Annotated in this window: 23 protein-coding genes; 13 read left to right on the forward strand and 10 right to left on the reverse strand. The window is 43.6% G+C overall.

Annotation, left to right across the window (positions count from 1 at the left end; genetic code table 11):
- The first annotated feature begins 99 nt into the window (after positions 1-99).
- Both NST25_RS18295 and NST25_RS18300 read left to right on the forward strand, forming a co-directional pair.
- A complete protein-coding gene (locus NST25_RS18295; RefSeq protein ID WP_340392137.1) occupies positions 100-1,335 on the forward strand; it encodes an MFS transporter in 1,236 nt (411 codons plus the stop codon).
- A gap of 61 nt (positions 1,336-1,396) precedes the next feature.
- Entirely contained in the window at positions 1,397-2,149 is a 753-nt protein-coding gene (locus tag NST25_RS18300) for a YdcF family protein (protein WP_076201786.1), read from the forward strand.
- Here the strand turns inward: NST25_RS18300 and ybaK are convergent.
- From ybaK to NST25_RS18325, 5 genes are all read right to left on the reverse strand, one after another.
- The gene (gene ybaK / locus NST25_RS18305) at positions 2,138-2,611 is read right to left on the reverse strand and encodes a Cys-tRNA(Pro) deacylase (protein WP_248548814.1); all 474 of its coding nucleotides are present in this window, start codon (positions 2,609-2,611) and stop codon (positions 2,138-2,140) included. The two genes, NST25_RS18300 and ybaK, sit on opposite strands and share 12 nt — an antisense overlap.
- Positions 2,612-2,711: 100 nt before the next feature.
- Positions 2,712-2,963 carry a YolD-like family protein gene (locus NST25_RS18310; protein WP_036688306.1) on the reverse strand — a complete coding sequence of 84 codons (252 nt, stop codon included), beginning with the start codon at positions 2,961-2,963 and terminating at the stop codon, positions 2,712-2,714.
- A gap of 85 nt (positions 2,964-3,048) precedes the next feature.
- On the reverse strand, positions 3,049-3,867 hold the full coding sequence (locus tag NST25_RS18315; protein ID WP_076301595.1) for a radical SAM protein: 819 nt from the start codon (positions 3,865-3,867) through the stop codon (positions 3,049-3,051).
- Positions 3,864-4,397 carry a methylated-DNA--[protein]-cysteine S-methyltransferase gene (locus NST25_RS18320; RefSeq protein ID WP_036688312.1) on the reverse strand — a complete coding sequence of 178 codons (534 nt, stop codon included), beginning with the start codon at positions 4,395-4,397 and terminating at the stop codon, positions 3,864-3,866. Before NST25_RS18320 ends, NST25_RS18315 begins: the two co-directional genes overlap by 4 nt.
- The gene (locus NST25_RS18325) at positions 4,387-5,007 is read right to left on the reverse strand and encodes a bifunctional transcriptional activator/DNA repair enzyme AdaA (RefSeq protein ID WP_340392142.1); all 621 of its coding nucleotides are present in this window, start codon (positions 5,005-5,007) and stop codon (positions 4,387-4,389) included. The genes NST25_RS18320 and NST25_RS18325 overlap by 11 nt, the downstream gene beginning before the upstream one ends.
- A 213-nt stretch (positions 5,008-5,220) precedes the next feature.
- Between NST25_RS18325 and NST25_RS18330 the strand changes: the two genes are divergently transcribed.
- Complete coding sequence (locus NST25_RS18330) at positions 5,221-5,763, forward strand: MerR family transcriptional regulator (RefSeq protein WP_076182537.1); 543 nt, start codon at positions 5,221-5,223, stop codon at positions 5,761-5,763.
- Between the two features lie 153 nt (positions 5,764-5,916).
- On the opposite strand, the gene aspA is transcribed toward NST25_RS18330, so the two are convergent.
- Both aspA and NST25_RS18340 read right to left on the reverse strand, forming a co-directional pair.
- On the reverse strand, positions 5,917-7,347 hold the full coding sequence (gene aspA, locus NST25_RS18335) for an aspartate ammonia-lyase (RefSeq protein ID WP_094903409.1): 1,431 nt from the start codon (positions 7,345-7,347) through the stop codon (positions 5,917-5,919).
- A gap of 394 nt (positions 7,348-7,741) precedes the next feature.
- A complete protein-coding gene (locus NST25_RS18340; RefSeq protein ID WP_340392145.1) occupies positions 7,742-9,418 on the reverse strand; it encodes a hypothetical protein in 1,677 nt (558 codons plus the stop codon).
- A 229-nt stretch (positions 9,419-9,647) separates the two neighbouring features.
- Here NST25_RS18340 and kduI point away from each other — a divergent pair, with 229 nt between their 5' ends.
- Genes kduI through kduD form a run of 3 tightly spaced genes read left to right on the forward strand, consistent with a single transcriptional unit; the run spans position 9,648 to position 12,070 of the window.
- Positions 9,648-10,481 (forward strand): 5-dehydro-4-deoxy-D-glucuronate isomerase, encoded by an 834-nt coding sequence (gene kduI, locus NST25_RS18345; protein ID WP_036688322.1) that lies wholly within the window; start codon positions 9,648-9,650, stop codon positions 10,479-10,481.
- Positions 10,482-10,515: 34 nt separating this feature from the next.
- Positions 10,516-11,271, forward strand: a complete 756-nt coding sequence (locus NST25_RS18350; protein ID WP_076129821.1) for a DeoR/GlpR family DNA-binding transcription regulator — start codon at positions 10,516-10,518, stop codon at positions 11,269-11,271.
- 43 nt (positions 11,272-11,314) lie between these two features.
- Positions 11,315-12,070, forward strand: coding sequence for a 2-dehydro-3-deoxy-D-gluconate 5-dehydrogenase KduD (kduD, locus tag NST25_RS18355; RefSeq protein WP_036688326.1), 756 nt, complete (start codon positions 11,315-11,317; stop codon positions 12,068-12,070).
- Between the two features lie 347 nt (positions 12,071-12,417).
- On the opposite strand, the gene NST25_RS18360 is transcribed toward kduD, so the two are convergent.
- Both NST25_RS18360 and NST25_RS18365 read right to left on the reverse strand, forming a co-directional pair.
- A complete protein-coding gene (locus NST25_RS18360) occupies positions 12,418-12,858 on the reverse strand; it encodes a hypothetical protein (RefSeq protein WP_036688330.1) in 441 nt (146 codons plus the stop codon).
- Between the two features lie 2 nt (positions 12,859-12,860).
- Complete coding sequence (locus NST25_RS18365) at positions 12,861-13,385, reverse strand: hypothetical protein (RefSeq protein WP_312149814.1); 525 nt, start codon at positions 13,383-13,385, stop codon at positions 12,861-12,863.
- 138 nt (positions 13,386-13,523) lie between these two features.
- Here NST25_RS18365 and NST25_RS18370 point away from each other — a divergent pair, with 138 nt between their 5' ends.
- A complete protein-coding gene (locus NST25_RS18370; protein WP_340392149.1) occupies positions 13,524-14,174 on the forward strand; it encodes an NUDIX domain-containing protein in 651 nt (216 codons plus the stop codon).
- A complete protein-coding gene (locus NST25_RS18375) occupies positions 14,171-14,716 on the forward strand; it encodes a GNAT family N-acetyltransferase (RefSeq protein ID WP_076129818.1) in 546 nt (181 codons plus the stop codon). Before NST25_RS18370 ends, NST25_RS18375 begins: the two co-directional genes overlap by 4 nt.
- 49 nt (positions 14,717-14,765) lie before the next feature.
- Here the strand turns inward: NST25_RS18375 and NST25_RS18380 are convergent, their stop codons facing one another.
- Positions 14,766-16,841: a beta-galactosidase gene (locus NST25_RS18380; protein WP_340392151.1), complete on the reverse strand. Its 2,076-nt coding sequence runs from the start codon at positions 16,839-16,841 to the stop codon at positions 14,766-14,768.
- 179 nt (positions 16,842-17,020) lie between these two features.
- On the opposite strand from NST25_RS18380, the gene NST25_RS18385 reads away from it, so the two are divergent.
- The 5 genes from NST25_RS18385 to NST25_RS18405 all read left to right on the forward strand — a co-directional run bounded on the left by NST25_RS18385 (position 17,021) and on the right by NST25_RS18405 (position 21,488).
- Positions 17,021-17,902, forward strand: a complete 882-nt coding sequence (locus NST25_RS18385; RefSeq protein WP_340394431.1) for an AraC family transcriptional regulator — start codon at positions 17,021-17,023, stop codon at positions 17,900-17,902.
- Between the two features lie 68 nt (positions 17,903-17,970).
- Complete coding sequence (locus tag NST25_RS18390) at positions 17,971-18,843, forward strand: glycoside hydrolase family 43 protein (RefSeq protein ID WP_340392152.1); 873 nt, start codon at positions 17,971-17,973, stop codon at positions 18,841-18,843.
- A gap of 20 nt (positions 18,844-18,863) precedes the next feature.
- On the forward strand, positions 18,864-19,850 hold the full coding sequence (locus tag NST25_RS18395) for a phosphotransferase (RefSeq protein WP_340392153.1): 987 nt from the start codon (positions 18,864-18,866) through the stop codon (positions 19,848-19,850).
- Between the two features lie 187 nt (positions 19,851-20,037).
- On the forward strand, positions 20,038-20,775 hold the full coding sequence (locus NST25_RS18400; protein WP_340392156.1) for a glycosyltransferase: 738 nt from the start codon (positions 20,038-20,040) through the stop codon (positions 20,773-20,775).
- Positions 20,772-21,488 (forward strand): glycosyltransferase family A protein, encoded by a 717-nt coding sequence (locus NST25_RS18405; RefSeq protein ID WP_076129813.1) that lies wholly within the window; start codon positions 20,772-20,774, stop codon positions 21,486-21,488. The genes NST25_RS18400 and NST25_RS18405 overlap by 4 nt, the downstream gene beginning before the upstream one ends.
- The last annotated feature ends 11 nt before the right edge of the window (positions 21,489-21,499 follow it).

Below are 21,499 nucleotides of genomic sequence, written 5' to 3' on the forward strand. Positions count from 1 at the left end.
ATTATTTTGTTGACACGGAAACAAAACCGTGATAAAAATGGTGATGTACCAGATTTGTTTCCAAGGAATCAAAACATCAACTTTTGAGGAGAGAATTTAATGTTCAAATTCAGATCACATAATGAACAGAACACAGAGCAAACCGTAGATAAACACGCTCTAATCTTCGGTTTGATCTCTGTGTTTCTGTGCGGAATAGGCTTCAGTATCATCATGCCCGTTGTCCCATTTTTAGTGCAGCCTTATATAAGCAATCCGGGAGAACAGGCAATAGTTGTCACGCTGCTAACCTCTGTTTATGCAGTCTGCGTATTTTTTGCAGCCCCTGCACTTGGAGCTTTGAGTGACAAATATGGGCGTCGTCCATTACTTTTGGTATGCCTTTTGGGTTCCGCGATTGGATACTTAGTTTTTGGGATAGGAGGAGCGTTATGGGTTCTCTTTGTTGGACGCATAATAGAAGGTATAACCGGCGGAAGCATAGGTACTATCTTCGCCTATTTTGCTGACATCATTCCACCAGAACAGAGAACCAAATACTTTGGCTGGGTGAGTGCGGTTGTTGGTGTAGGCACCGTCATTGGTCCAACGCTAGGCGGTTTACTTGCCAAGTTTGGTTATTCTGTACCTATGTATTTCGGAGCAATAATAACCTTATTAAATGTTGTTTACGGATTCTTTTTTATGCCTGAGAGCCTTGACAAGAACAATAGACTAAAAGAAATTACCTTGGTAAGACTGAATCCATTTACACAGCTTGCAAGCATATTGTCCATAAAAAACTTAAAAAGGCTACTGGTCTCAGCATTCTTACTCTGGATACCCAACGGATCTTTACAGGCTGTTTTTTCACAATTCACAATGGATACTTTCAGCTGGAAGCCTGCACTAATCGGACTGATGTTTTCAATTATGGGCTTCCAAGACATCATTTCACAGGGTTTCATCATGCCTAAGCTTTTGCTGAAATTTAGGGATAAACAGATCGCAATTCTTGGAATGGTTTCGGAGATTATAGGCTACAGCCTTATTGCACTATCTGCTTTGTTCTCATACTATCCGCTTTTTATCGCTGGAATGTTTATATTTGGTTTTGGGGATTCGATCTTTGGGCCTTCATTCAATGGGATGCTTTCCAAGTCTGTCGATTCTAGTGAACAAGGGAGGATTCAAGGAGGTAGCCAATCTATTCAGGCTTTAGCAAGAATGATCGGGCCTGTCATTGGAGGGCAAATATATGTATCACTTGGCCATGCTGCACCCGCTTTTATGGGGATGATCCTGATAGCTGCGGCAATATCCGTTTTGTATAAGGATGCGCATGTAAATATGTAATCTTGCAATCTCATGTTACAATACAACCTGAACTTATATTTTTAGAAGGCGGTTGATACTGTTGATTTACATCATCAAATTTGTATACAGCTTTGTGCTTCCTCCCGGCCTGTTTATCGTGCTTCTGCTAGGTTTAGTCATTTGGTTATGGAAAAAAAACCGCCGGCCAGCACTAGTTCTACTCGGGGTTACACTATTAATGTATTTCTCCATGACACCCTTAGTCAGCGATGCGCTGATCGGCAGTCTAGAACGGAAATATCCGCAGCCGGAAACTTTGCAAGGAGATGTCATCGTCGTACTCGGCGGGGGCGCCAGCTCTGGCACACCGGATATAGACGGCGAGGGAAATTTATACGGATCAGCGGCAAATCGCCTGCTTACTGCTGTTCGCCTCCATCGGCAGACAGGTCTGCCAATCTTATTTTCTGGCGGACAAGTATTCTCCGACAGTGGTAATGAAGCGGATATCGCGCAAAGACAACTACTGGGTCTCGGCATACCCGAAGAGGACATCCTGATCGAAAATCAATCCCTCAACACGGAGCAAAATGCTGTAAATACCGCAGCCATCCTGCAACAAACCGGACTAAAAAAACCTATATTAGTTACTTCAGGTTTTCATATGTCCCGTGCGATGTTGCACTTTAAGAATGCGGGGCTAACAGCGCAAGCCTATCCTACGGATTATATCGCCAGCGCTGATATTGCACTGCAGCCCGCCAAGTTCAGTCCCTCCCCAGGAGCGATCTCTACAACAGGGTTAGCATTGAAGGAATATTTAGGCCAGCTTGCTGCTCGGCTATTTGATTAGTTCTGTAAACTTCGCATGCACAACCTCAGCGAGTAACTGTGGGGCTACATCCATTTGCTGGCCAATCTTCCCAGCGCTGACAGCCATCGTGTTCAGCCCTTCTGCACTGCTATCAATGAACGTGGGGTACAGCTTTTTCATTCCAACAGGTGAACAACCACCGCGGATATACCCTGTCCATTTCTGCAGATCCTTCACTGGCAGCATCTCAATTTTTTTCTCTCCGGCGGCTTTGGCCGCCTTTTTGAGATCCAGCTCTTCGGCAACTGGGATAACAAATACATAAAGATTTGCGCCGCTATGAGCAACCAACGTTTTAAAAACCGTCTCTGCCGCCTTTCCAATCTTCTCAGCCACAGCCGTGCCATGGATTAGTCCATCTTCATTGTCATAAGCGAACACTTCATAGCCAACTTTTTTGGCATCCAGCATTCGCATCGCGTTGGTTTTGGTTACTTGCATTGTTGACCTCCCTTTCTATATCCTCTATTCCTTACCTTTATGATCAAAGAGGCCCCAAAGCTATGATAGCTTTCAGGACCTCCTGTTGCTGCCGTGCCCATTAATCTCTGGGATAATTAACCTGCATGATATCCATAAAAGGAACTTTTATGATTTCTTCATGGTTACTGAGGTGTACTTTCCCGGTTCGCGAATCCATTTCCACGATCATGCCGCGTACCTCTTCTTCTTTTCCCCATACGGTCAATAAAATCTCAGAACCTTCTTGCTTAGCTTCAACTAACTGATTACCTAACTCCTCAAGCACAAATTCATCTCTTGTGGGCCGCTTGGCCACCTTTGCTTTTGCCACACTAATCCTCCAATAAGCTATTACGGATATTAAGTATATTAAATACTAAGTATGAATGCTCTCATTTATTATACCATGTTTCAGATTAAGGCTCGAACCCCTTCTGGCTCAAGAATAGCTCCTCTTCGGAAAAAACTTGCTGAAGTCCTTCATACACTCTGCGATATGCTGCAGGATCATACCAATCTTCCAGTTGCAGCTCTTCATATAGGGAATAAATCCCTAATCTCCGTGTGCGTTTGCCGCCGCTGCCGTCGCCCATAAAATAGTCATCCACACAGACTCTATCTACCAAAGCCCTTAAGGTTGCTGGAAAAGTTGGACTGCTTGGCAGTACTGGCGCTATAGTAGCTTGAATGGGGATGCCAGCTTCACGTAAAAGCTGTAACGTCTTCAGTCTTGCAGCAATGGGAGGAGCGCTTGGTGTGAATTTTTGGCGAATATCTTCTCGGTCTGTTTCTACAGTTATACTTACACGAACCTTATCCTCTAAACGTAATAATAAATCTATATCTCTGCGAACCAGCGGACTACGCGTCTGCACGAATAGGAAATCGGGCGGATCTTGAACCATAACCTCCAATAAAGATCTCGTCACCTCTTCCTTGTGCTCTACCGGTTGATAGGGATCTGTGCTTGACGACATAAAAATAGAGACGGGACCTTTGGCCTTCGCTTTGTGCAGTTCTTTTTGTAAAATTGCAGCCGCTTCTTGTTTAACATCTACCCATGTCCCCCACTCCTCTTTGCGGAACAGCGAGACAGGCATCTGGCGTACATAACAATAGGAACAGCCATAAGTGCAGCCCGTATATGGATTTAAGGAATGACTGTAGCCTGACAGATAACCTGTTCCTTTATTCAGCAAGGTTTTTGGGGAGGTGTAATTGGACTCTATTTTCATATATCTGCTGTATACTCTCCTCTCTCCAACTGAAGTAGCTTGGTCTTCATATCCAAACCACCCCGGTATCCTGTTAATGTCCCATTCTTACCAATAACCCGGTGGCAGGGCACCGTAATCAGAATCGGATTCGCGCCAATGGCAGTCCCTACCGCGCGCACCGCAGCTGGTTTTTGAATATGTGTGGCAATATCCGAATAGGACCAGGTTTGTCCATATGGAATTTCACATAACGCCTTCCACACCGCAAGCTGAAATGGAGTTCCCTGATAATCAAAAGGAATGCCGAAGCTCTGCCGGTTCCCTTGCAAATATTCACTAAGCTCCCTTACATAAGGCGCCATCTTCTCATCGTCCTGCACCAGTTCACTCCCCGGAAAACGACGTCTAACCCATTCGCTTAATTCCTCAAAGGGTTGCTGCTGCGAGCCCACATAACTTAAACCCTTCTCTGTGGCTGCAATATAAAAACTCCAGTCCTTATCGGTTAATAATGTCCAGTATAGAATAGCATTTGTTTTATTCTCCATGATTCGGTCCCTCCAAATGAAAATCAGAAGCCAACGTTACTTTCTGTTTGTTAAGCTGACGAAACTGTGTGGGCGTATACCCTGTTTTTTTCTTATATAAAGTAATAAAATACGATGTATTGGGCAGACCCACACGTAATGCAATCTCAGCAACTGCCTGCTCTGTAGTAAGCAAATACTCAGATGCCTTAGCGATTCTCTTTTGCTGTATATAATCCACGGGAGTGATTCCTGTTACTTTCTTAAAGGTTCGATGTAAATGATAAGGACTGCCATGACATACCTCAGCTAACGTTTCAAGGGTGAGGGGGGCCATATAATTATGATCAATGTACTCCGTCATCACAGCTACCCATTCCTTATCAGGAAGACGCTCACCTGTCGGTTTACATCTTTTGCAAGGACGAAATCCGGCTGCCAGCGCTTGTTCAGCATTCTGAAAAACACACGCATTCTCCCGATTGGGTGCTTTGGATTTGCAGGAGGGTCGACAAAAAATTCCTGTAGTCTTCACCGCATAAAAAAATATGTCGTTATAAGCAACATTGTTTTGCAAAATAGCCTGCCATTGCTCCTCAGTCATTTGTTCCTCATCTTCAATCCTGTTCATCGCCTTCACCTCTAATGCAATTATACCCCTGAGCAGGCTCATCTGTACTCAATTTGGAATGGAAAAGCAAGATAGTGAAATCCAAAAGGGTGAGATTGCTCGTAATTACACTTTGTTTAGCGAATACGCACTACCTTTGTCAACCGTGCAGGGAGCCGCTGCTGGACAACGAATATTACTCATAACATGACTACGTGAACTGGAGGAATCGAAATGGATATTCTAAAAACAAAAGATGCCGCAGAGCTGCTGTCAGTTAGTCTAACCACAATTAAACGTTGGGCTGCCATGTTCCCTGATTTTTTTCCAAAAGACCGATTTGGCCATTATGTTTTCTCGGAGCAGCAAATCGACCTGCTCAATCATATTAAAGACCGTATTAATCACGGAGAGGCCTTGGAATGTATACAACTCACACTCACGAATGAGCAGCAAATTTCCACATCACAACAGGAAAATCCACTACAGCACACAGATGCTGAGCCTATGAAGGATATCTTGTCTCGCATCAACAATGTTGAACGTGCACTCGATCAAAAAGCCGATGAAGTAGTATTGATCCAACTGCTCCAGCAGCGTGAGGAGCTTGAGGACCTACGAATAATGATCAAGCAAATCGCGGCATCCATAGAACCGTTGCAAGTGTCTAACGGCAAACCGCTCACCTCTTATGAAAATTCCCAGTCCACTGCCACTACCAGACTAACGGCTCCGCCAAGAAAACGCGGCCTGTTACGTTCTTTATTTTTCTTTTAAGCCTGAAATGTAAAAAAAGAACCTACTTCAGACAATCGCGAAGTAGATTCATATAAATTAAAAACATATTTAAGCTCTCCCCCTGTCACCCTAAACGGTGGCGGGGGTTTTCTTTTTCCAAGCAAAAAGCTCACTCCTCCGGAACAGAACATCCTACTCTTTATGCAATAAAGCTGCTCCTGCAATCCCCGGGTGTGTCATTTCGTATGGATCCAGAATCAGATTAAGCTCTTCTTCGGTCAGCACATTATATTTAATGCACAATTCCCGTACAGATTCCCCAGTCAAAATCGCCTCTCTAGCGATCCGCGATACCACTTCATACCCCAGATGCGGGTTCACAGCCGTAATGATTCCGACACTCCGCTCCACATCCCGCTCAAGCTTTTCCTTATTGGCTTCAATCCCAGCCAGACAGAAGTCTGTGAAGACTTGGAAGGAATTGTTCATGATGCTGATGGACTGAATAAGATTGAACACAAGCACTGGCTCCATAACATTCAGCTCCAGTTGACCCGCTTGGGAAGCCAGACAGATCGTATGATCGTTCCCTATGACTTGAAAAGCCACCTGATTAATGACCTCTGCCATAACCGGATTAACTTTCCCCGGCATAATTGAAGATCCAGGCTGGCGTGCAGGCAATGAAATCTCATTAAACCCAGTCCGCGGACCGGAGGCCATCAACCGCAGATCATTAGCGATCTTGGACATGTTCATCATGCACACTTTTAGAGCAGCAGACACTTCTGTATAGGCATCCGTATTTTGGGTGGCATCGACGAGATGATCTGCCGTTACGAGCGGCAATTCACTGATCTCAGCTAAGTGCTCTACCACCAATTCAATATAACGAGGATCAGCATTTAATCCTGTACCCACTGCTGTTGCTCCCATATTGACTTCATACAAATGATGGCGTGTATGCTCAATACGTTTGATATCTCTTTCAAGCACTCTGCGATAAGCCTCGAATTCTTGACCCAGACGAATCGGCACTGCATCTTGAAGATGTGTCCGGCCCATTTTTATCACAGGATCGAATTCATCCGCTTTTACCGCAAACACATCATGCATTCTGTGCATCGTTACAAGTAGCTGCTCCAGCAGTGAAAGTGTGGCAATATGAATTGCCGTCGGAAACGCATCATTTGTAGACTGCGCCATATTTACATGTGAATTGGGACTTAAGTGACGATAGTCTCCCTTTTCATGGCCAAGCAGTTCTAAGGCACGGTTAGCAATAACCTCATTCGCATTCATATTTAACGAGGTACCCGCACCACCCTGAATAGGATCTACAATAAATTGCTCATGCCACTGACCCTCGATGATTTCTTCTGCTGCTTTCACTACAACTTCTCCAAGCCCTCGATAGAGACGGCCAACTTCCATATTTGCAAGCGCAGCGGCTTTTTTTACAATTCCCATCGCTTTGATTAACTCTTTGTGAACCCGATAGCCCGTAATAGGAAAGTTCTCGACTGCGCGTAGTGTCTGAATCCCATAATAAGCGTTCTTATCTACCTGTTTACTGCCTAGAAAGTCATTTTCTACACGAAATTCAGTTTCAATCACTGTTATATCCCTCGCATTCATTATGATTAGGTTTATTAGAAAATAAGTAAGCGCAATCATTTCTATCTCACTTAGATATTAACCTTTATTGTGACAAATGTCTCTCAGAAAAATAGGGTTTAATGTAATTAATTACTATTTAGTAACCTAACACCGCTATTCTAAAGGGAAATGTGCTTAGGGAGGATTGAATTACCAAATCGTTAGGTCTAGTTTATCCAGATAAATCGTCGTTCACCCCAATTATAAGTATTTTGGACAAAATCACGTTTACGGATACTTAGGTATCTATTGCGGGCTGTACAATGGGGCATCACATCCTTTCATGTACCTCCTTATTAAAGAAGCCGGCCAAAAAAGGCCGACTCGGATTACTATTTATCACAGCAATTGTGTTTTTTTATACTGAATAATGATCTAATGAGATCTGGATTCCATTAAGCTGAGCTTGCGGTAATTCTGACTCCCTACTAATACTCAGAACTAAGCTTTCACCATCTATGTTGGTATAATTCGCTGCTAATACCTCTCCCACTTCGAAATTCCTTTCTTTATGAGCCATAGCTGCGGCAAAAGCCTCTAAACCAATAATACCACATTCGGCAGCTTTCTTAATGCCCAATGCTTCAACGATTACACCGCCCGGCATCCCTGCGACGGATACCTCTATGAATCTGGACCGTTCCTGCAGCTGATAAGGGTGAGATAAATAAATAATAAAATACGTCTCACCAACCTGCCCGTACAATGTATTAGGCTCTTGTTTCCATTCCCCTTGGGGAAGTACACCGATGATCGTATTCTTCTCACCCTGAGGGATTGGGAATAAAGAAATGATGACATTCTTGTGATAGAGAACCTCCATATAACGGCTTTGATGACGGGGATCTCCCTCATTGTAGCCTTGTCCCGGATGGAAGAAATACAGCTGATTTGCGCTTCCCTCTCCACTCACAGGTAACGAAAAAGCCCAGCGAAGCTGCTCATTATCGAATTCCTCAACCCGCTCCCACATCCCGCCTGCTGCAAACTCCTCTGTAATATAAGCATAGGAATGAAGCAAAGGCTGCGGCTGTGGATCCGTTGGGACAACCTTCTGAGTAATCTTCCCTACTTCCATTGGTGTCTGGCGATTCATAGCTGCGGCTAATATTTCATCGGATGCTTGATAGAATAATAAACCGGCATACTCAGTGCGCGGCATCCTCTCAGGCAGCTGGAAGTCTCCAAACTGAACATAATCATGAAGTACATTAGCATCGCCGGGAACATCATGCGGCCAGCCTCTAGAATGCGCACCAACCCAAGCACCACGCAGATAGAATTCAGCTCGTACATTCCATAGATGGTCAAGCATTTCTTTAAGGCTTGTAGTAAGCTCCGTATCCTCAGGCGGGACAAGTTCCAACGCGCAGGTGAATGCCTGCACCCAATGCCAAAACCACGGAAGACTGCCGTATTCCGGCATCCCTTTAGTACGAATATAAGCCAGCGTATCCTTCAGACTCTGCCGGCCATCCTCAAGCAATATTTCATCCGCAAACAGGGTGCCAAAAATCAGCTTAGCAGCTGTATATTTAGCTTCATGATGCCCAAAAGTAACCACCGGCTTACGGTAGAAATCACTGCGATAAATATGTCCAAACGCTGTATTCAGAACTATGCGAAGTTGAGCATTTAATGCTCCTCCGTATCTTTTGCAAAAATACGCCAGCAGGTTGCCCATAAGCTCCACTGGTAACTCATGCGGTGACGCATCTCGCGGAACCGGATTCAAACCGAGCGGCCAATGACCATATAACTCTGTGCCGGGCTGCCGGTTCTGAAGCATTAAGATCTCCAGCAGTACATCCTGTGCTTTCTGTTTCGCTTGCTCACGATCAAAAGGCAGCTCCAAAGAATCATCAACAGCCGCTGCAAAAAGATACGAAGCATAATAAAAGTTATTTCGCACATCATCATGGAACCAGAGTCCACTTTCCAATAAAGGGCGTTGCTCTGCTTCCAGTGCTATATTAAAAATAATTTCTTGCTGACGTTCCTTATAAGTACTCTGGATATTTTTCAACCCCGGCATTACTTTTCAACCTCCATCATTTCAGTTTTATATCATCTTCCGTCATTCATGAAAATCGAGCATAATAGCTCTATTGTGCACACTTTTCGTTCATTTTGCAATTGGAAAAACCAATAAATAAACATAAATAAACGAAATAAAAAAGATTAGTACTTGTAAAATGAACATAAATGGACTAAAGTGTACCTATACGAACGATAATATGTACACAAAGGAGATTGAACATTCAATGGAAAGACGTTTCGCATCCCATCCTAATGAAGTAAAACAATTTGACACTGAGCGCCTCCGTAAGGAATTCCACATTCCCGTTATTTTTGCTCCTGATGAGCTAAAGCTTGTCCTAACCCATGAAGATCGTATGATCGTTGGTGGAGCTAATCCTGTAAAAGAAGAGGTTGCGCTAACTACTGACCTTAAAGAACTTGGGGTTACTTATTTCTTGGAACGCCGTGAACTGGGCATCATCAATGTCGGTGGTAAAGGCTCCGTGGTTGTAGATGGCACAGAATATGAAGTGGATTTCAAAGAATGTCTTTATGTAGGTCAAGGCTCTAAAGATGTAGTCTTCAAAAGTGCAGACGCTTCCAAGCCTGCTAAATTCTATTTGAATTCTGCTCCTGCCCATCAGTCCTACCCTACTACCAAAACCACACTGGCCGATTCTGAATCCGGTGCGATGGGTGGTCTGGAGAACTCTAACGAGCGGACAATCCACCGCTTCATTCACACAAATGGTGTGCAAAGTGCCCAATTGGTTATGGGTATGACCCAACTGAAACCAGGCAGCATGTGGAACACAATGCCAGCACATACCCATCCACGCCGGATGGAAGCCTATTTCTATTTTGATCTTCCGGACGATTCCGTTGTGTTCCACCTGATGGGAGAACCTGACGAAACCCGCCATATCGTAATGCATAACGAACAAGCCGTTATTTCTCCAAGCTGGTCCATCCACAGTGGTGTCGGCACTCATAACTATACTTTTATCTGGAGTATGGCTGGCGATAATAAAAGATATGATGATATGGACCCCGTATCCATGAAAGAATTACAATAGAGATAAATCAACTACGGAAAGATGAGGCAGGCGGATGAACCCGATACGACGACACGAGATGATTATGGAAGTTATGCTGAACCAAAAAGATGTAACGGTGAATGAACTGAGCGATAAGCTTCAGGTTACTGGAAAAACAATACGCGAGGATTTAAGCAGGCTGGAGGAACAAGGGCTGATCGTACGTGTACATGGCGGAGCTGTGCTGGCACAAAGCGACCAGTTTGGTATTTTGCCCTCCAAGGATCCGCTGGATAAATACTCTGACGAGAAGACGGAGATTGCCTTGCGTGCGCTTGCTCATATTGAACCGGACGATATTATCGCTCTTGATGGCGGTAGCACTACGCTTGAAATTGCTCGGCGTCTGGACAATATGCCACTAACGGTAGTCACCAATGATGTATACATCATCAGCGAACTGGTTCCCAAAGATAACATCCGTCTGGTCGTTCCCGGTGGTTATCGTGTCCGTAATATGTTGGCTGGTCCTGAAGCCGTCTCCTATGTACAAAAGCTTAATATTCAAAAAGCATTCCTTTCATCGACTGCTATTCATATAGAGCATGGGCTCTCCATTTATACCGGAGATTTGATTGAGTTCAAGCAAGCCCTTGTATCTACAGCCCGTAAGGTATTCGCGGTTGTAGATCATCATAAATTCGGCCATACTGCACTGCGTACCTTTGCTTCCCTACAAGAAGTTGACGTGATTCTGACGGACAAAGGGCTCTCCCCCGAAACGGCAGATCAGTTCCGCAGTGCAGGCGTTACCATTGAATGCGGGTAAACCCGGAATAACAATCCATTTACAATAAAGGGGCGTAATTTATATGTCATCATTATTCAGCTTGGCAGGTAAAACAGCTATTGTAACAGGCGCAGCTCAAGGTCTTGGACAAGGAATCGCGCTTGCATTTGCAGAAGCCGGTGCAGACGTTGCATCTGTCTCCCTTAATTCGAGTGAAGAAACTGTAAATGCAGCAAAAGCTTTTGGAGTAAAAGCAGTTAGTATCGAATCTGACTTAAGTGATCACAGCAAGCTGCAAAGTACTTTTGACCAAGCGCTAGAGCTGACCGGACATGTTGACATTCTCGTAAACTGCGCAGGAATGATCCGCCGTGCACCGGCAAAAGATCATAGTGAAAAAGACTGGTTTGATGTCATCAATTTGAACCTGAACACAGTTTTCCTTCTGTCGCAAATCGCAGGCCGCCACTTCCTGGAAAGAGGATCCGGCAAAATCATTAACATCGCCTCCATGCTCTCCTATCAAGGCGGAATCAATGTCCCTGGTTACACTGCGAGTAAACACGGGGTTGCGGGTCTTACTAAAGCTTTTGCCAATGAATGGGCAGGCTCCGGTCTGAACATCAATGCAATTGCACCAGGCTATATGGCTACTGAAAATACCGCTCCAATCCGTGCCGACCAAAGTCGTTCGGACTCTATCTTAGACCGTATCCCTGCAGCACGTTGGGGAACGCCTGATGACGTTAAAGGCCCTGCTGTATTCTTGGCTTCCGCAGCATCTGACTACTTGAACGGTCACGTTCTTAATGTGGATGGCGGATGGATGGCTAGATAATCCAAAAAAATGGGTGTCCCATAGGGGCACCCATTTTTTTGTGTGGATATGAAGCACTATCGGACTCAGCTGAACAATCTGCACACGCAGCAGCTAAAGGACTCAACTGAACAATCTGCACACGCAGTAGCTAAAGGACTCAGCTGACCTTATACACCGTTTTATCCGCTATTTGGATAGCTATCGGACCTCATAGCCGCTATTGGTGCAAAAAACACCAATTATAAGCTCTTTCATGAGCAATAGCGACGCTGGAGTCCGAAAACCTGCTCAAAAGACGATAAATTCGCAAATAGGGGCAGCTGGGTCCGAAAATCTCAGTATCAGTGGTTGTGGATCGTTCCGCATCATTTAAATAAGCTTGCAATGGAATTCACATCAAAATCACTAGTCATTCTAAAGTTTCCCGAACTGTATTTGTCCTTCTTATCAAGATCTGTCACATACAGGAAGTTAGTATCCGTAAGATTCATGCCAAACCTCAAGCTGTTATTTACAATAATACTTATCCAGTAGGTCTCCGTAGATTTGTCCAAAGCACTACTTCTTCTCAATTTTACATCTGAAAAAGCATAAATGATCTTTTCAATTTCCTTCGGATCTTCAATCACTACCTTTTCATCCACTAAAGATTTCTCAATCTCGATTGAGGTGATTTCAGTTTCATCGATTTGATCCAACACTAAATTCTCAAATGAATTATAACTATGGTAGAGATTAATAATTACAGGGATTTCGATTAATAAAAAAATGAGTACGAGAAATACATAACGTTTCTTCATATTCATAATTATGAACACCCTATTTCTACAAACTCCTCTGGATGAGTGCGAATATAATCGCCGATAATTCTATGCGTATTTGGTGTCAGGTTCTTATATCGTTCGAATAACTCACTAATTACTTCTAACAGCTGAGGGTCTCGATCCAAATCCGTGATGGCCGCATCCGCCCACTCTTTACCCAGTCGATGATTTCTTTCCTCGAGAAATGTCTTTGTTTCCTGAAGCAAAAGAATCATGGGTGAATCGTCAAAAAATCGTATGCCTCCTATCACCCCTGTCCAATACCCTGGCAGGTCTTGCATGTAGGAAATCCAAGCATAATATTCTCCTTCGGAATTACAGCTGTGACCATATAGCACTCTGAACATACATAAGGCTTGTTGCCCCTCTGTGAGCTTCGAGATCACTTCTGATTTGGTCGATGGCGATTTTCCGCGAATCAGCTGAAAGGTTGGCTCCATACAGGCCCATCCTAACCTTTCATCACTTAAAGTGTCCAAGTCTTCCCGCTTCATGGCTACTAAATTCATTTTACTCCTCCTTTAACATCCAAAAATATACATATATTTCTTAACGATGTCAATAAAAATCACTTGGGGACATTAAGCAATTCGATCGTTTTTATGATAGGCTTTAAGCAGTAGATATTTTCACAAAGGAGCTTTTCTATGCATAATGAGATACTTACTATATTTGATGAAGCGGGTCACCGAATCGGTACAGCTCCACGGGCAGAAGTACATCGGTTAGGACATTGGCACGAGACCTTCCACTGCTGGTTTATAAGCAAAACACAAGAAATCCCCTATATTTATTTACAGCTTCGTAGTGAGCAGAAACAAGATTATGCAGGATTGCTGGACATCACGGCCGCTGGACATTTGCTGACACACGAAACGGTAGAGGACGGGATTCGCGAGGTTCAAGAAGAACTCGGTTTGGAGCTAGCTTTTGATGAACTGATTCCCTTAGGTACGATTCCTTACAGTATGATCAAAGAAAATCTTATCGATAAAGAACGAGCGCATGTTTTTGTTTATAACAATCCTTATCCTCTGGACGATTTTAAGCTGCAAGAAGAAGAGGTCGCAGGAATAGTTATCACAAAGTTTGCCGACTTCCGAAGCTTTTGGCTGGGAGAAATACATAGTCTACAAATCAATGGTTTCAAAGTGGATTCAAACGGACAAAAAATCAACATTCAACAAAGTGTGGATCGGACTCATATTGTGCCTCATGAAGCAGCTTATTTCACTCGGATCATTGAGGGCATCGAAGCAATAATTCTAACATCACCCATCGTCACGGAGGACATATGATCATTAATCCTCAAACATTTACAGTGAATGGAATCCAATACAGCATTAGATCTGCGGCCTCTCATGATGCTAAAGTGTTATCTGAATTAAGGGTGCGGATCGATGGAGAAACCGAGAATTTAGATCGGGAACCAGGCGAAGCCTTTATTGACGAAAAAGGGTTTGAACAGCTTATTCAAGCCGATTCTGAGAAAAATAATAACCTTTTTCTAGTCGCAGTAGTTGATAATCAAATCGTTGCGTTCTCCAGATGCGAAGGTTATCCCTTAAAAAGATTTGCTCATAAAGTAGAATTCGGAGTATGTGTGCTGCAGGATTATTGGGGATATGGTATTGGAAAAAATCTTCTCGCCGAATCGATTGCCTGGGCTGACACTAATGGTATTCAAAAGATCACCCTAAATGTGCTGGAAACGAACACCAACGCTATTAAGCTATATCAAAAGCTTGGCTTTGAAATTGAAGGGATTTTAAAGAAAGATAAACTTCTATCGGACGGCAAATTGTATAACACCATTATGATGGGAAGAGTTAAGAACTGATTCTATTCAAAAAAAAGGCAGAACCTGAAACTCAGGTCCTGCCTTTTTATTATACTAATGCTTTACGCTTCAACATCGCAAGTCCATTCACCGCTAGATTCAATAGGGCCGGAGCTGAAAGACCTGTTTCCAAGTCTGTGTATTCCGCTCCATCCAGCTCTACCGTTTGCGGACTGCCGCTGAAATTTTGCACAAAAACATAATCACTTTCGCCATCTGTGCGAAGTTGTGCAGTCACACCTGCTGGAAGCTCACTATCCATCGCACGGGTAATTCCTGCCTTAGATGTGATCGCTGCGTATAGCTCAACATAGAACGAAGTGTCTTTCACACGGGTAGCAAGATGGTACGCATTTCCTTCACCAAAACGATTGACTGTAAGCGCTGGACGGCCCGCATAGAAATCGTTGCGATAATGCCCCAAAGCCTCTGCACCTTCCAAATGAATCAGCTCGGCTATCTCATGCGCATCGTAGTCACCGCTTAGCTTAAGTTTATTACCGGCCTCCATCACTAACCCGTTCAGATCACGGCTGTGCAGCCCTTCTGTCTCCTCTGCCCAAATCCCCAGTGTTCTGCGCAGTGGACCAGGGAATCCTCCCAGATGACATAAATCCGTTTCGTTAACTACTCCTGACCAATAGGTTGCGAGGAATGTGCCGCCTTGCTCCACATATTTCTCAATGCGCTTTCCATTCTCTTCACTAATCAGGTATAACATAGGGGCAACAACCAGCTTGTAAGCAGACAGATCATCTCCAGAGCCTATAATATCAACTGGAATGCCCAGCTCCCAAAGTGCACGATAATGCTGTAGCACCGTCTCCTCATAACGTAATCCAGAATTACGGATGCCTTGCGCATCCTTTATCGCCCAGCGGTTGTCCCAATCAAAAATAATCGCCGTCTGCGCCGGAGTGGACGTACCCACTACTTCCGTCATTCCCGCCAGCGTCTTTCCTACTTCCGCTACATCTTGGAATACTCGAGTCTCGGAGTGGCCACTGTGGTCTACAACTGCACCGTGGAACTTCTCACTTGATCCGCGGCTTTTGCGCCATTGGAAATACTGCACAGAATCCGAACCATGCGCTACCGCTTGCAAGGAAGACAGCTTGTGCATTCCGGGACGTTTCAGCTTACTGACCGATTGCCAGTTCGTAAGGGATGGTGTGCTTTCCATCAGCAGAAACGGTTTCTTTTTAAAAGAACGCATTAAGTCGTAGTGCATCGCCGTCCATGCTGCCAATCTAGTATCGTCACCGTCTTCGGTATAATGCCAGTCTGGATAAGCGTCCCATGAGACCACATCCAGGATTTTGGCCAGCTCGCGGTAATCAATGCCATCGATCATATGCATATTCGTCGTGATAGGCAGCTCTGGATTATAAGGACGAACGGTATTGATCTCGTGCTGGCAGAAATCAATCGTCCGTTCACTAACAAAACGCCGCCAGTCAAGATTCAAGCCGTGTACTTGTGTCTCACCATGTGGAGCTGGGGATTCAATCTGTGACCATGAAGTGTAGGTATGGCTCCAAAAAGTAGCCCACCAAGCATGATTCACCTCATCCAAACTGTTATTATATTTCACTTTCAGCCATTCTCTAAAAGCATCCTGGCAGAGCTCGCAGTGACACTCCCCACCGAATTCATTCGAAATATGCCAACCGATAATGGCTGGATGCTGGCTGTACCGTTCCGCTAGCTTTGCATTCAGAATTGCAGTTTTCTCCCGGTACACTGGTGAGGTAAAGCAATGGTTATGACGGAAGCCATGCAAATTGTGAACACGGTTACGCTCCACTCTTAAGACTTCTGGATATCTTTGCGACATCCATGCTGGGCGGGCACCACTTGGCGTTGCCAAGATAGCGTAAATCCCATTCTCTGCAAAAGAATCAAGTACACCATCCAACCATTCGAAAGTGAACACACCCTCTTCAGGTTCAAGAGATACCCACGAAAAAATGCCTACGGACATGACATTGCAGCCCGCCAGCTTCATTAATCGGATATCCTCACGCAATACTTCCGGATATTTCAGCCATTGTTCAGGATTATAATCAGCACCGTGCAGCATGACACCAGCTTTACTGCTTATCGGGGAATGTTTTTTATTCATTGTGTACGATCATCCTCTCAATTCTGCCCATTTATAGAATGGGACTATTCTCTGATGATAGGCTAGAAGCGTAAGCTATCTTATTCAGTAATCATCATTTATACTATTTATAATATAAGAAAAGTCATTTCAATCAGTAGGAATATAGTCTCGAAGTGATAGCACAAAATGAAGATGAGGTGATAAACCTGCTACCTTTTTCTCTGATTGAATTACCGCGCGACTCTGGAACGTTACCCCTATCCCCCTACTCTGTAGGTCGCCATATCCAATTCCATCATGTGCGCCTAGCAGGATTTCCTGTGTATCAAATCTTTTTAATCCGGACCGGAACCGGGTTATTTCGTGATCTGGAAAGTGGCACAGAAATCATACTGGAACCGGGGATGGCTTTTGCCTTCCCGCCCGATCGTGGTCATGAATATTATCCTACCTCTCATGAACCGTGGCATGTTGGCTTTATCGGCTTTCAAGGCAGTCAAGCTCATGGATTGCTGGAAGCGCTTGAACTGCTCCCTTCTGTTCCTTATCGAACGGATCGTTTTGAACAATGCTGGGAAGAAATCGGCCAAATCTGGCATACGGTAAATTCTCCTGCCCCCAATCGGCAGGACGAGATGTGGATGCAAGAGTTGTCTATCACACTCTATAGACTGCTCTTGATGCTGCGCCCTGCCAAGAGATCAGAAGGCTCCGGTAATCGTCTAGCCTTCGAGTCGGTCCGAAATGAAGCCCTAACTACAGCCGTCGGGCTGATCAACGAACATTACACAGAACCGCTTCTGATCTCCAATCTTGCAGCAGCAGTCGGGTACTCTGTGCAGCATTTCCAGCGTTTATTCGTGCAGGAATATGGGGTCACTCCGCATAAGTATTTGCAGAATCTGCGGCTGGAGCGGGCGCTGCAATTAATGACGGAGGATGTGGAGATTCCCGTTCAAGATATAGCGCTTCAGCTGGGCATGGAGACTAATTATTTTATACGTGTCTTCCGAAAAAACTACGGCTGTACACCCGGAGTAATGAAAATACGTTTGCTACAAGACGAGCAAATAAAGTAACGCTTCCAAGCCTAAAGAAGATATTGTAAAATTAAGCAGATGATAGCTTGTAAATTGGGGGCACCTTAATGAAAACATTATCTGATATTAACTTTAGAGATCCCTATATCCTATCTGTGCCTGAACTTGGACAATACTATTTATTTGGCACAGATGGCCTAACAGCTTGGAGTGGCGCACCTCACGGCTTCGATGTATATATCAGCTCAGATCTTCAGGAATGGTCCGGGCCCATTGCTGCTTTTCGTCCAGATGCTGATTTTTGGGCTGATCATCATTTCTGGGCACCAGAGGTTCACCGCTACAACGGAAAATATTATATGTTCGCTTCTTTTAAAAGACATGGCGTTCCACGGGGGACACAAATATTAAGCGCGGAAACACCTGAGGGTCCTTATCTCCCTATCAGTAATCATCCGATTACCCCTGCTTCTTGGGAGTGCCTTGACGGAACGTTATATGTAGATAAAGAAGACAAACCTTGGATGATCTTTTGCCGTGAATGGATTGAAGTGTCGGATGGAGAAATGTATGCCGTTCGGCTGAAGGAGGATTTAAGTGCTACTATTGGCGAACCTATGCTGCTTTTCCAGGCTTCACAAGCTCCTTGGACGGTAGGCGGCAAAGAAGGGCAATACGTAACTGACGGTCCTTTTATGCATCAGACTAGCAGTGGTGAGCTGCTTATGTTGTGGTCTAGCAGTGGAGCTAGTGGTTATGCCATGGGTTTAGCCCGATCCGTCAGCGGTGACATTAGTGGACCTTGGCAACATGATCCTGAGCCTCTTTATGCCAAAGATGGCGGACATGGAATGTTGTTTCGTGATTTGACGGGCAGACTTATGCTGGCCATTCATGCCCCAAATCTCAACCCACAAGAACGGCCGCTGCTTATTAAGGTCCAGGAAAGCTCCAGAACGATTTCGATAAAATCATTGTAATGTAGAACGGAGTAGAACCCTTGGAACAAAAGATTAAGTCCTTATTTAATGACCAGATTGTAAGTGCTGCCTGCACGAAATACGGTATCCCCATAGATGAGCTAAGCTTCATTGGCGGATTTCAAAATTTTGTTTATGAATATCAACTTAGCAATCATCAATATATTCTAAGATTTACTCATAGCTCGCTGCGCAGTATGGAATTGTTAACGGCTGAACTTGAATGGATTCTATACCTAGCAGATCATGGCGTTTCCGTATCAAGACCCGTAGGTTCTCTTCTGGGTAATCTAGTTGAGCAAATAGAGATTGGTGATTCATACTTTATGGTATCTTCCTTTGAAAAAGCACAAGGGAAACGAATAGGTTACCCAGACTGCCTGAAGGATCTAGACCTCTATGAGCAGTGTGGCATGATCACTGGACAAATGCACAGATTGGCAAAATCTTATAAACCACAGTCCAAAAGACAGGCGTGGCATCAGAACTACTACCTGCAGAATGTAACGAAGTTTATTCCTCCATCCCAAAGTGGCGTTTTAGAAAGCTGTAAGGCGCTTATGGATCGGCTAAAGCATCTCGACGCTGATATAAATACCTATGGTCTCATCCATGGGGATATCAATGTAGGCAACTTTTTGGTCGACAATGGTAAGCTGACTTTGTTTGATTTTGATGAAGCTCAGTACAGCTGGTTTGTAGAAGATATCGCCATTCAACTGTATTATCTAGTCTACGTTTACGGGGATGATAGTATGGAGGACAGGCAGCTTCAATGTCAGCGTTTTATGGAGCATTTTCTAAAAGGCTACGTTAAAGAGAACAGGATTTCAGAAAATGAGCTGAAGCTAATTCCTCTTTTTCTTCGATTAAGAGAGATTATTGTTTATACGGGGATGTACCGGAGTTTTGATATGTCTAACCTAGATGATTGGACCAAGGATTATTTAACGCAGAGTAAGGCGAGAATCGAGAATGGCGTATCCATCATTGAATCTTATTTCTGAACAAACATCCAAAGCGTTTCATATGATGTGTCTCTCTTACAAAACCCACAGCTATCACTGTGGGTTTTGTGTTTTTTAAACAAGTCCATTTTTGCTTTTAAGAGGTTGATATGCCGTTACTCTATCCTAACTTGGACATATCGTATTATGAGACTTTTCCCAAAAACGCATATGAGGGGTTGGTTAAATGAGTGTTGTACCTCACTACAAGGCGAACCAACAAGGTATTTCCATTATTACCTGTACCAATCGCCATAATTATTTAAACAACCTATTTCAAAATTACAGCAGACAAAAATATGCCAATAAAGAACTTATCATTATTATCAATAATAATAAAATTCCACTATCCCCCTACCAAACCTTAGCTAAAAAACACAAAAATATTAAGATATATCGTAAACCTGAACAGCAATCTCTCGGTTCATGCTTAAACTATGCCGTAACAAAATGCAAATATCATACCATTGCCAAATTTGATGACGACGATTATTATGCCCCTCATTATTTGACGGAAAGTATTCTGACCTTAAAAAGAACTAAAGCTGATATCCTTGGAAAACGGGCTCACTATATGTATTTACTAGGTTCAAAGACTTTGATTCTTCGTTTCGCAAATGATGAACACCGAATGGTTACCCATCTCCCTGGCGCTACGCTCGTCTTCAAACGAAAAGTATTCGATCATGTGAAATTTCCTAATAAAAACGTAGGTGAGGATGATCTCTTTTGCAGCAGAAGCAAAAAGAAAGGTTATAAGGTTTATTCTGCAAGTAAAAATAACTTCGTTGCCATACGTAGAAAAAACTCTTCAAAACATACATGGATCATCAGTGATAGTACACTAATAGCTAACCATAAGATCATCCGGAATATTAAAAACTATAGGAATTTTGTTGGACGCCGTCCAAAGATTTCGTTATGAAATTAACTGCTGAATCTACTTCATCTGCTGTGTCTATTCTAACTTGTACAAAACGAATGGATTGTATTAAAACAATATTTGATAACTATCAACGACAGAATTTCAAATCTAAAGAGCTTATCGTGATCATTAATAATGATAGCTTGAAAATAGAAGACTATATACATGCTGCAAAAAAACATAAAAATGTACGGATCTATAAACTACCTGAATATCGTTCACTGGGGTTTTGTCTGAATTTTGGTGTGCACTTAGCGAATTATAGCTGTATCGCTAAATTTGATGACGACGATTATTACTCTGCCAACTATTTAACGGATAGTATGAACACCCTCCATAAAACTAAAGCTGATATCGTTGGAAAACGAGCTCACTATATGTATTTAACTGATAAGAAGCTACTTTTGCTTCGTTATCTTCATATGGAAAATAAACAGGTAACCAATGTTCAGGGTGCTACCCTACTCGTAAAACGAAATGTCTTCCAGCAGATTTCCTTTCCAGATTGGAATAAAGGTGAATGCGTTAAGTTTTGTGCGGATTGTGCTGCACAGGGCTTTAAGATCTATGCAGGAAATAAGTATAACTTCGCTGCGATTCGTAGAAAAAACTCCAAAGATCACACTTGGGTCGTTAGCGACAAGAAACTTCTAGCTCAAAATGTTAAAGTTCTAAACGTGAAAAACTTCAAAAAATACGTAACGCGAGGCTGATTTAATCAATC

The sequence above is a fragment of the Paenibacillus sp. FSL E2-0190 genome (genome assembly GCF_037992965.1).
Taxonomy (GTDB): Bacteria; Bacillota; Bacilli; order Paenibacillales; family Paenibacillaceae; genus Paenibacillus_AQ; species Paenibacillus_AQ odorifer.

Coding starts and splice junctions, on each gene's coding strand:
- NST25_RS18340 (WP_340392145.1), bottom strand. CDS start 9,418: ATGCCGGGGTTGAAAAATATCCAGAGTACTTATAAGGAACGTCAGCAA.
- NST25_RS18360 (WP_036688330.1), bottom strand. CDS start 12,858: ATGAATATGAAGAAACGTTATGTATTTCTCGTACTCATTTTTTTATTA.
- NST25_RS18315 (WP_076301595.1), bottom strand. CDS start 3,867: ATGAAAATAGAGTCCAATTACACCTCCCCAAAAACCTTGCTGAATAAA.
- NST25_RS18390 (WP_340392152.1), top strand. CDS start 17,971: ATGAAAACATTATCTGATATTAACTTTAGAGATCCCTATATCCTATCT.
- NST25_RS18330 (WP_076182537.1), top strand. CDS start 5,221: ATGGATATTCTAAAAACAAAAGATGCCGCAGAGCTGCTGTCAGTTAGT.
- NST25_RS18370 (WP_340392149.1), top strand. CDS start 13,524: ATGCATAATGAGATACTTACTATATTTGATGAAGCGGGTCACCGAATC.
- kduI (WP_036688322.1), top strand. CDS start 9,648: ATGGAAAGACGTTTCGCATCCCATCCTAATGAAGTAAAACAATTTGAC.
- NST25_RS18365 (WP_312149814.1), bottom strand. CDS start 13,385: ATGAATTTAGTAGCCATGAAGCGGGAAGACTTGGACACTTTAAGTGAT.
- ybaK (WP_248548814.1), bottom strand. CDS start 2,611: ATGCAAGTAACCAAAACCAACGCGATGCGAATGCTGGATGCCAAAAAA.
- NST25_RS18400 (WP_340392156.1), top strand. CDS start 20,038: ATGAGTGTTGTACCTCACTACAAGGCGAACCAACAAGGTATTTCCATT.
- NST25_RS18325 (WP_340392142.1), bottom strand. CDS start 5,007: ATGAACAGGATTGAAGATGAGGAACAAATGACTGAGGAGCAATGGCAG.
- NST25_RS18380 (WP_340392151.1), bottom strand. CDS start 16,841: ATGAATAAAAAACATTCCCCGATAAGCAGTAAAGCTGGTGTCATGCTG.
- kduD (WP_036688326.1), top strand. CDS start 11,315: ATGTCATCATTATTCAGCTTGGCAGGTAAAACAGCTATTGTAACAGGC.
- NST25_RS18405 (WP_076129813.1), top strand. CDS start 20,772: ATGAAATTAACTGCTGAATCTACTTCATCTGCTGTGTCTATTCTAACT.
- NST25_RS18295 (WP_340392137.1), top strand. CDS start 100: ATGTTCAAATTCAGATCACATAATGAACAGAACACAGAGCAAACCGTA.
- NST25_RS18375 (WP_076129818.1), top strand. CDS start 14,171: ATGATCATTAATCCTCAAACATTTACAGTGAATGGAATCCAATACAGC.
- NST25_RS18320 (WP_036688312.1), bottom strand. CDS start 4,397: ATGGAGAATAAAACAAATGCTATTCTATACTGGACATTATTAACCGAT.
- NST25_RS18350 (WP_076129821.1), top strand. CDS start 10,516: ATGAACCCGATACGACGACACGAGATGATTATGGAAGTTATGCTGAAC.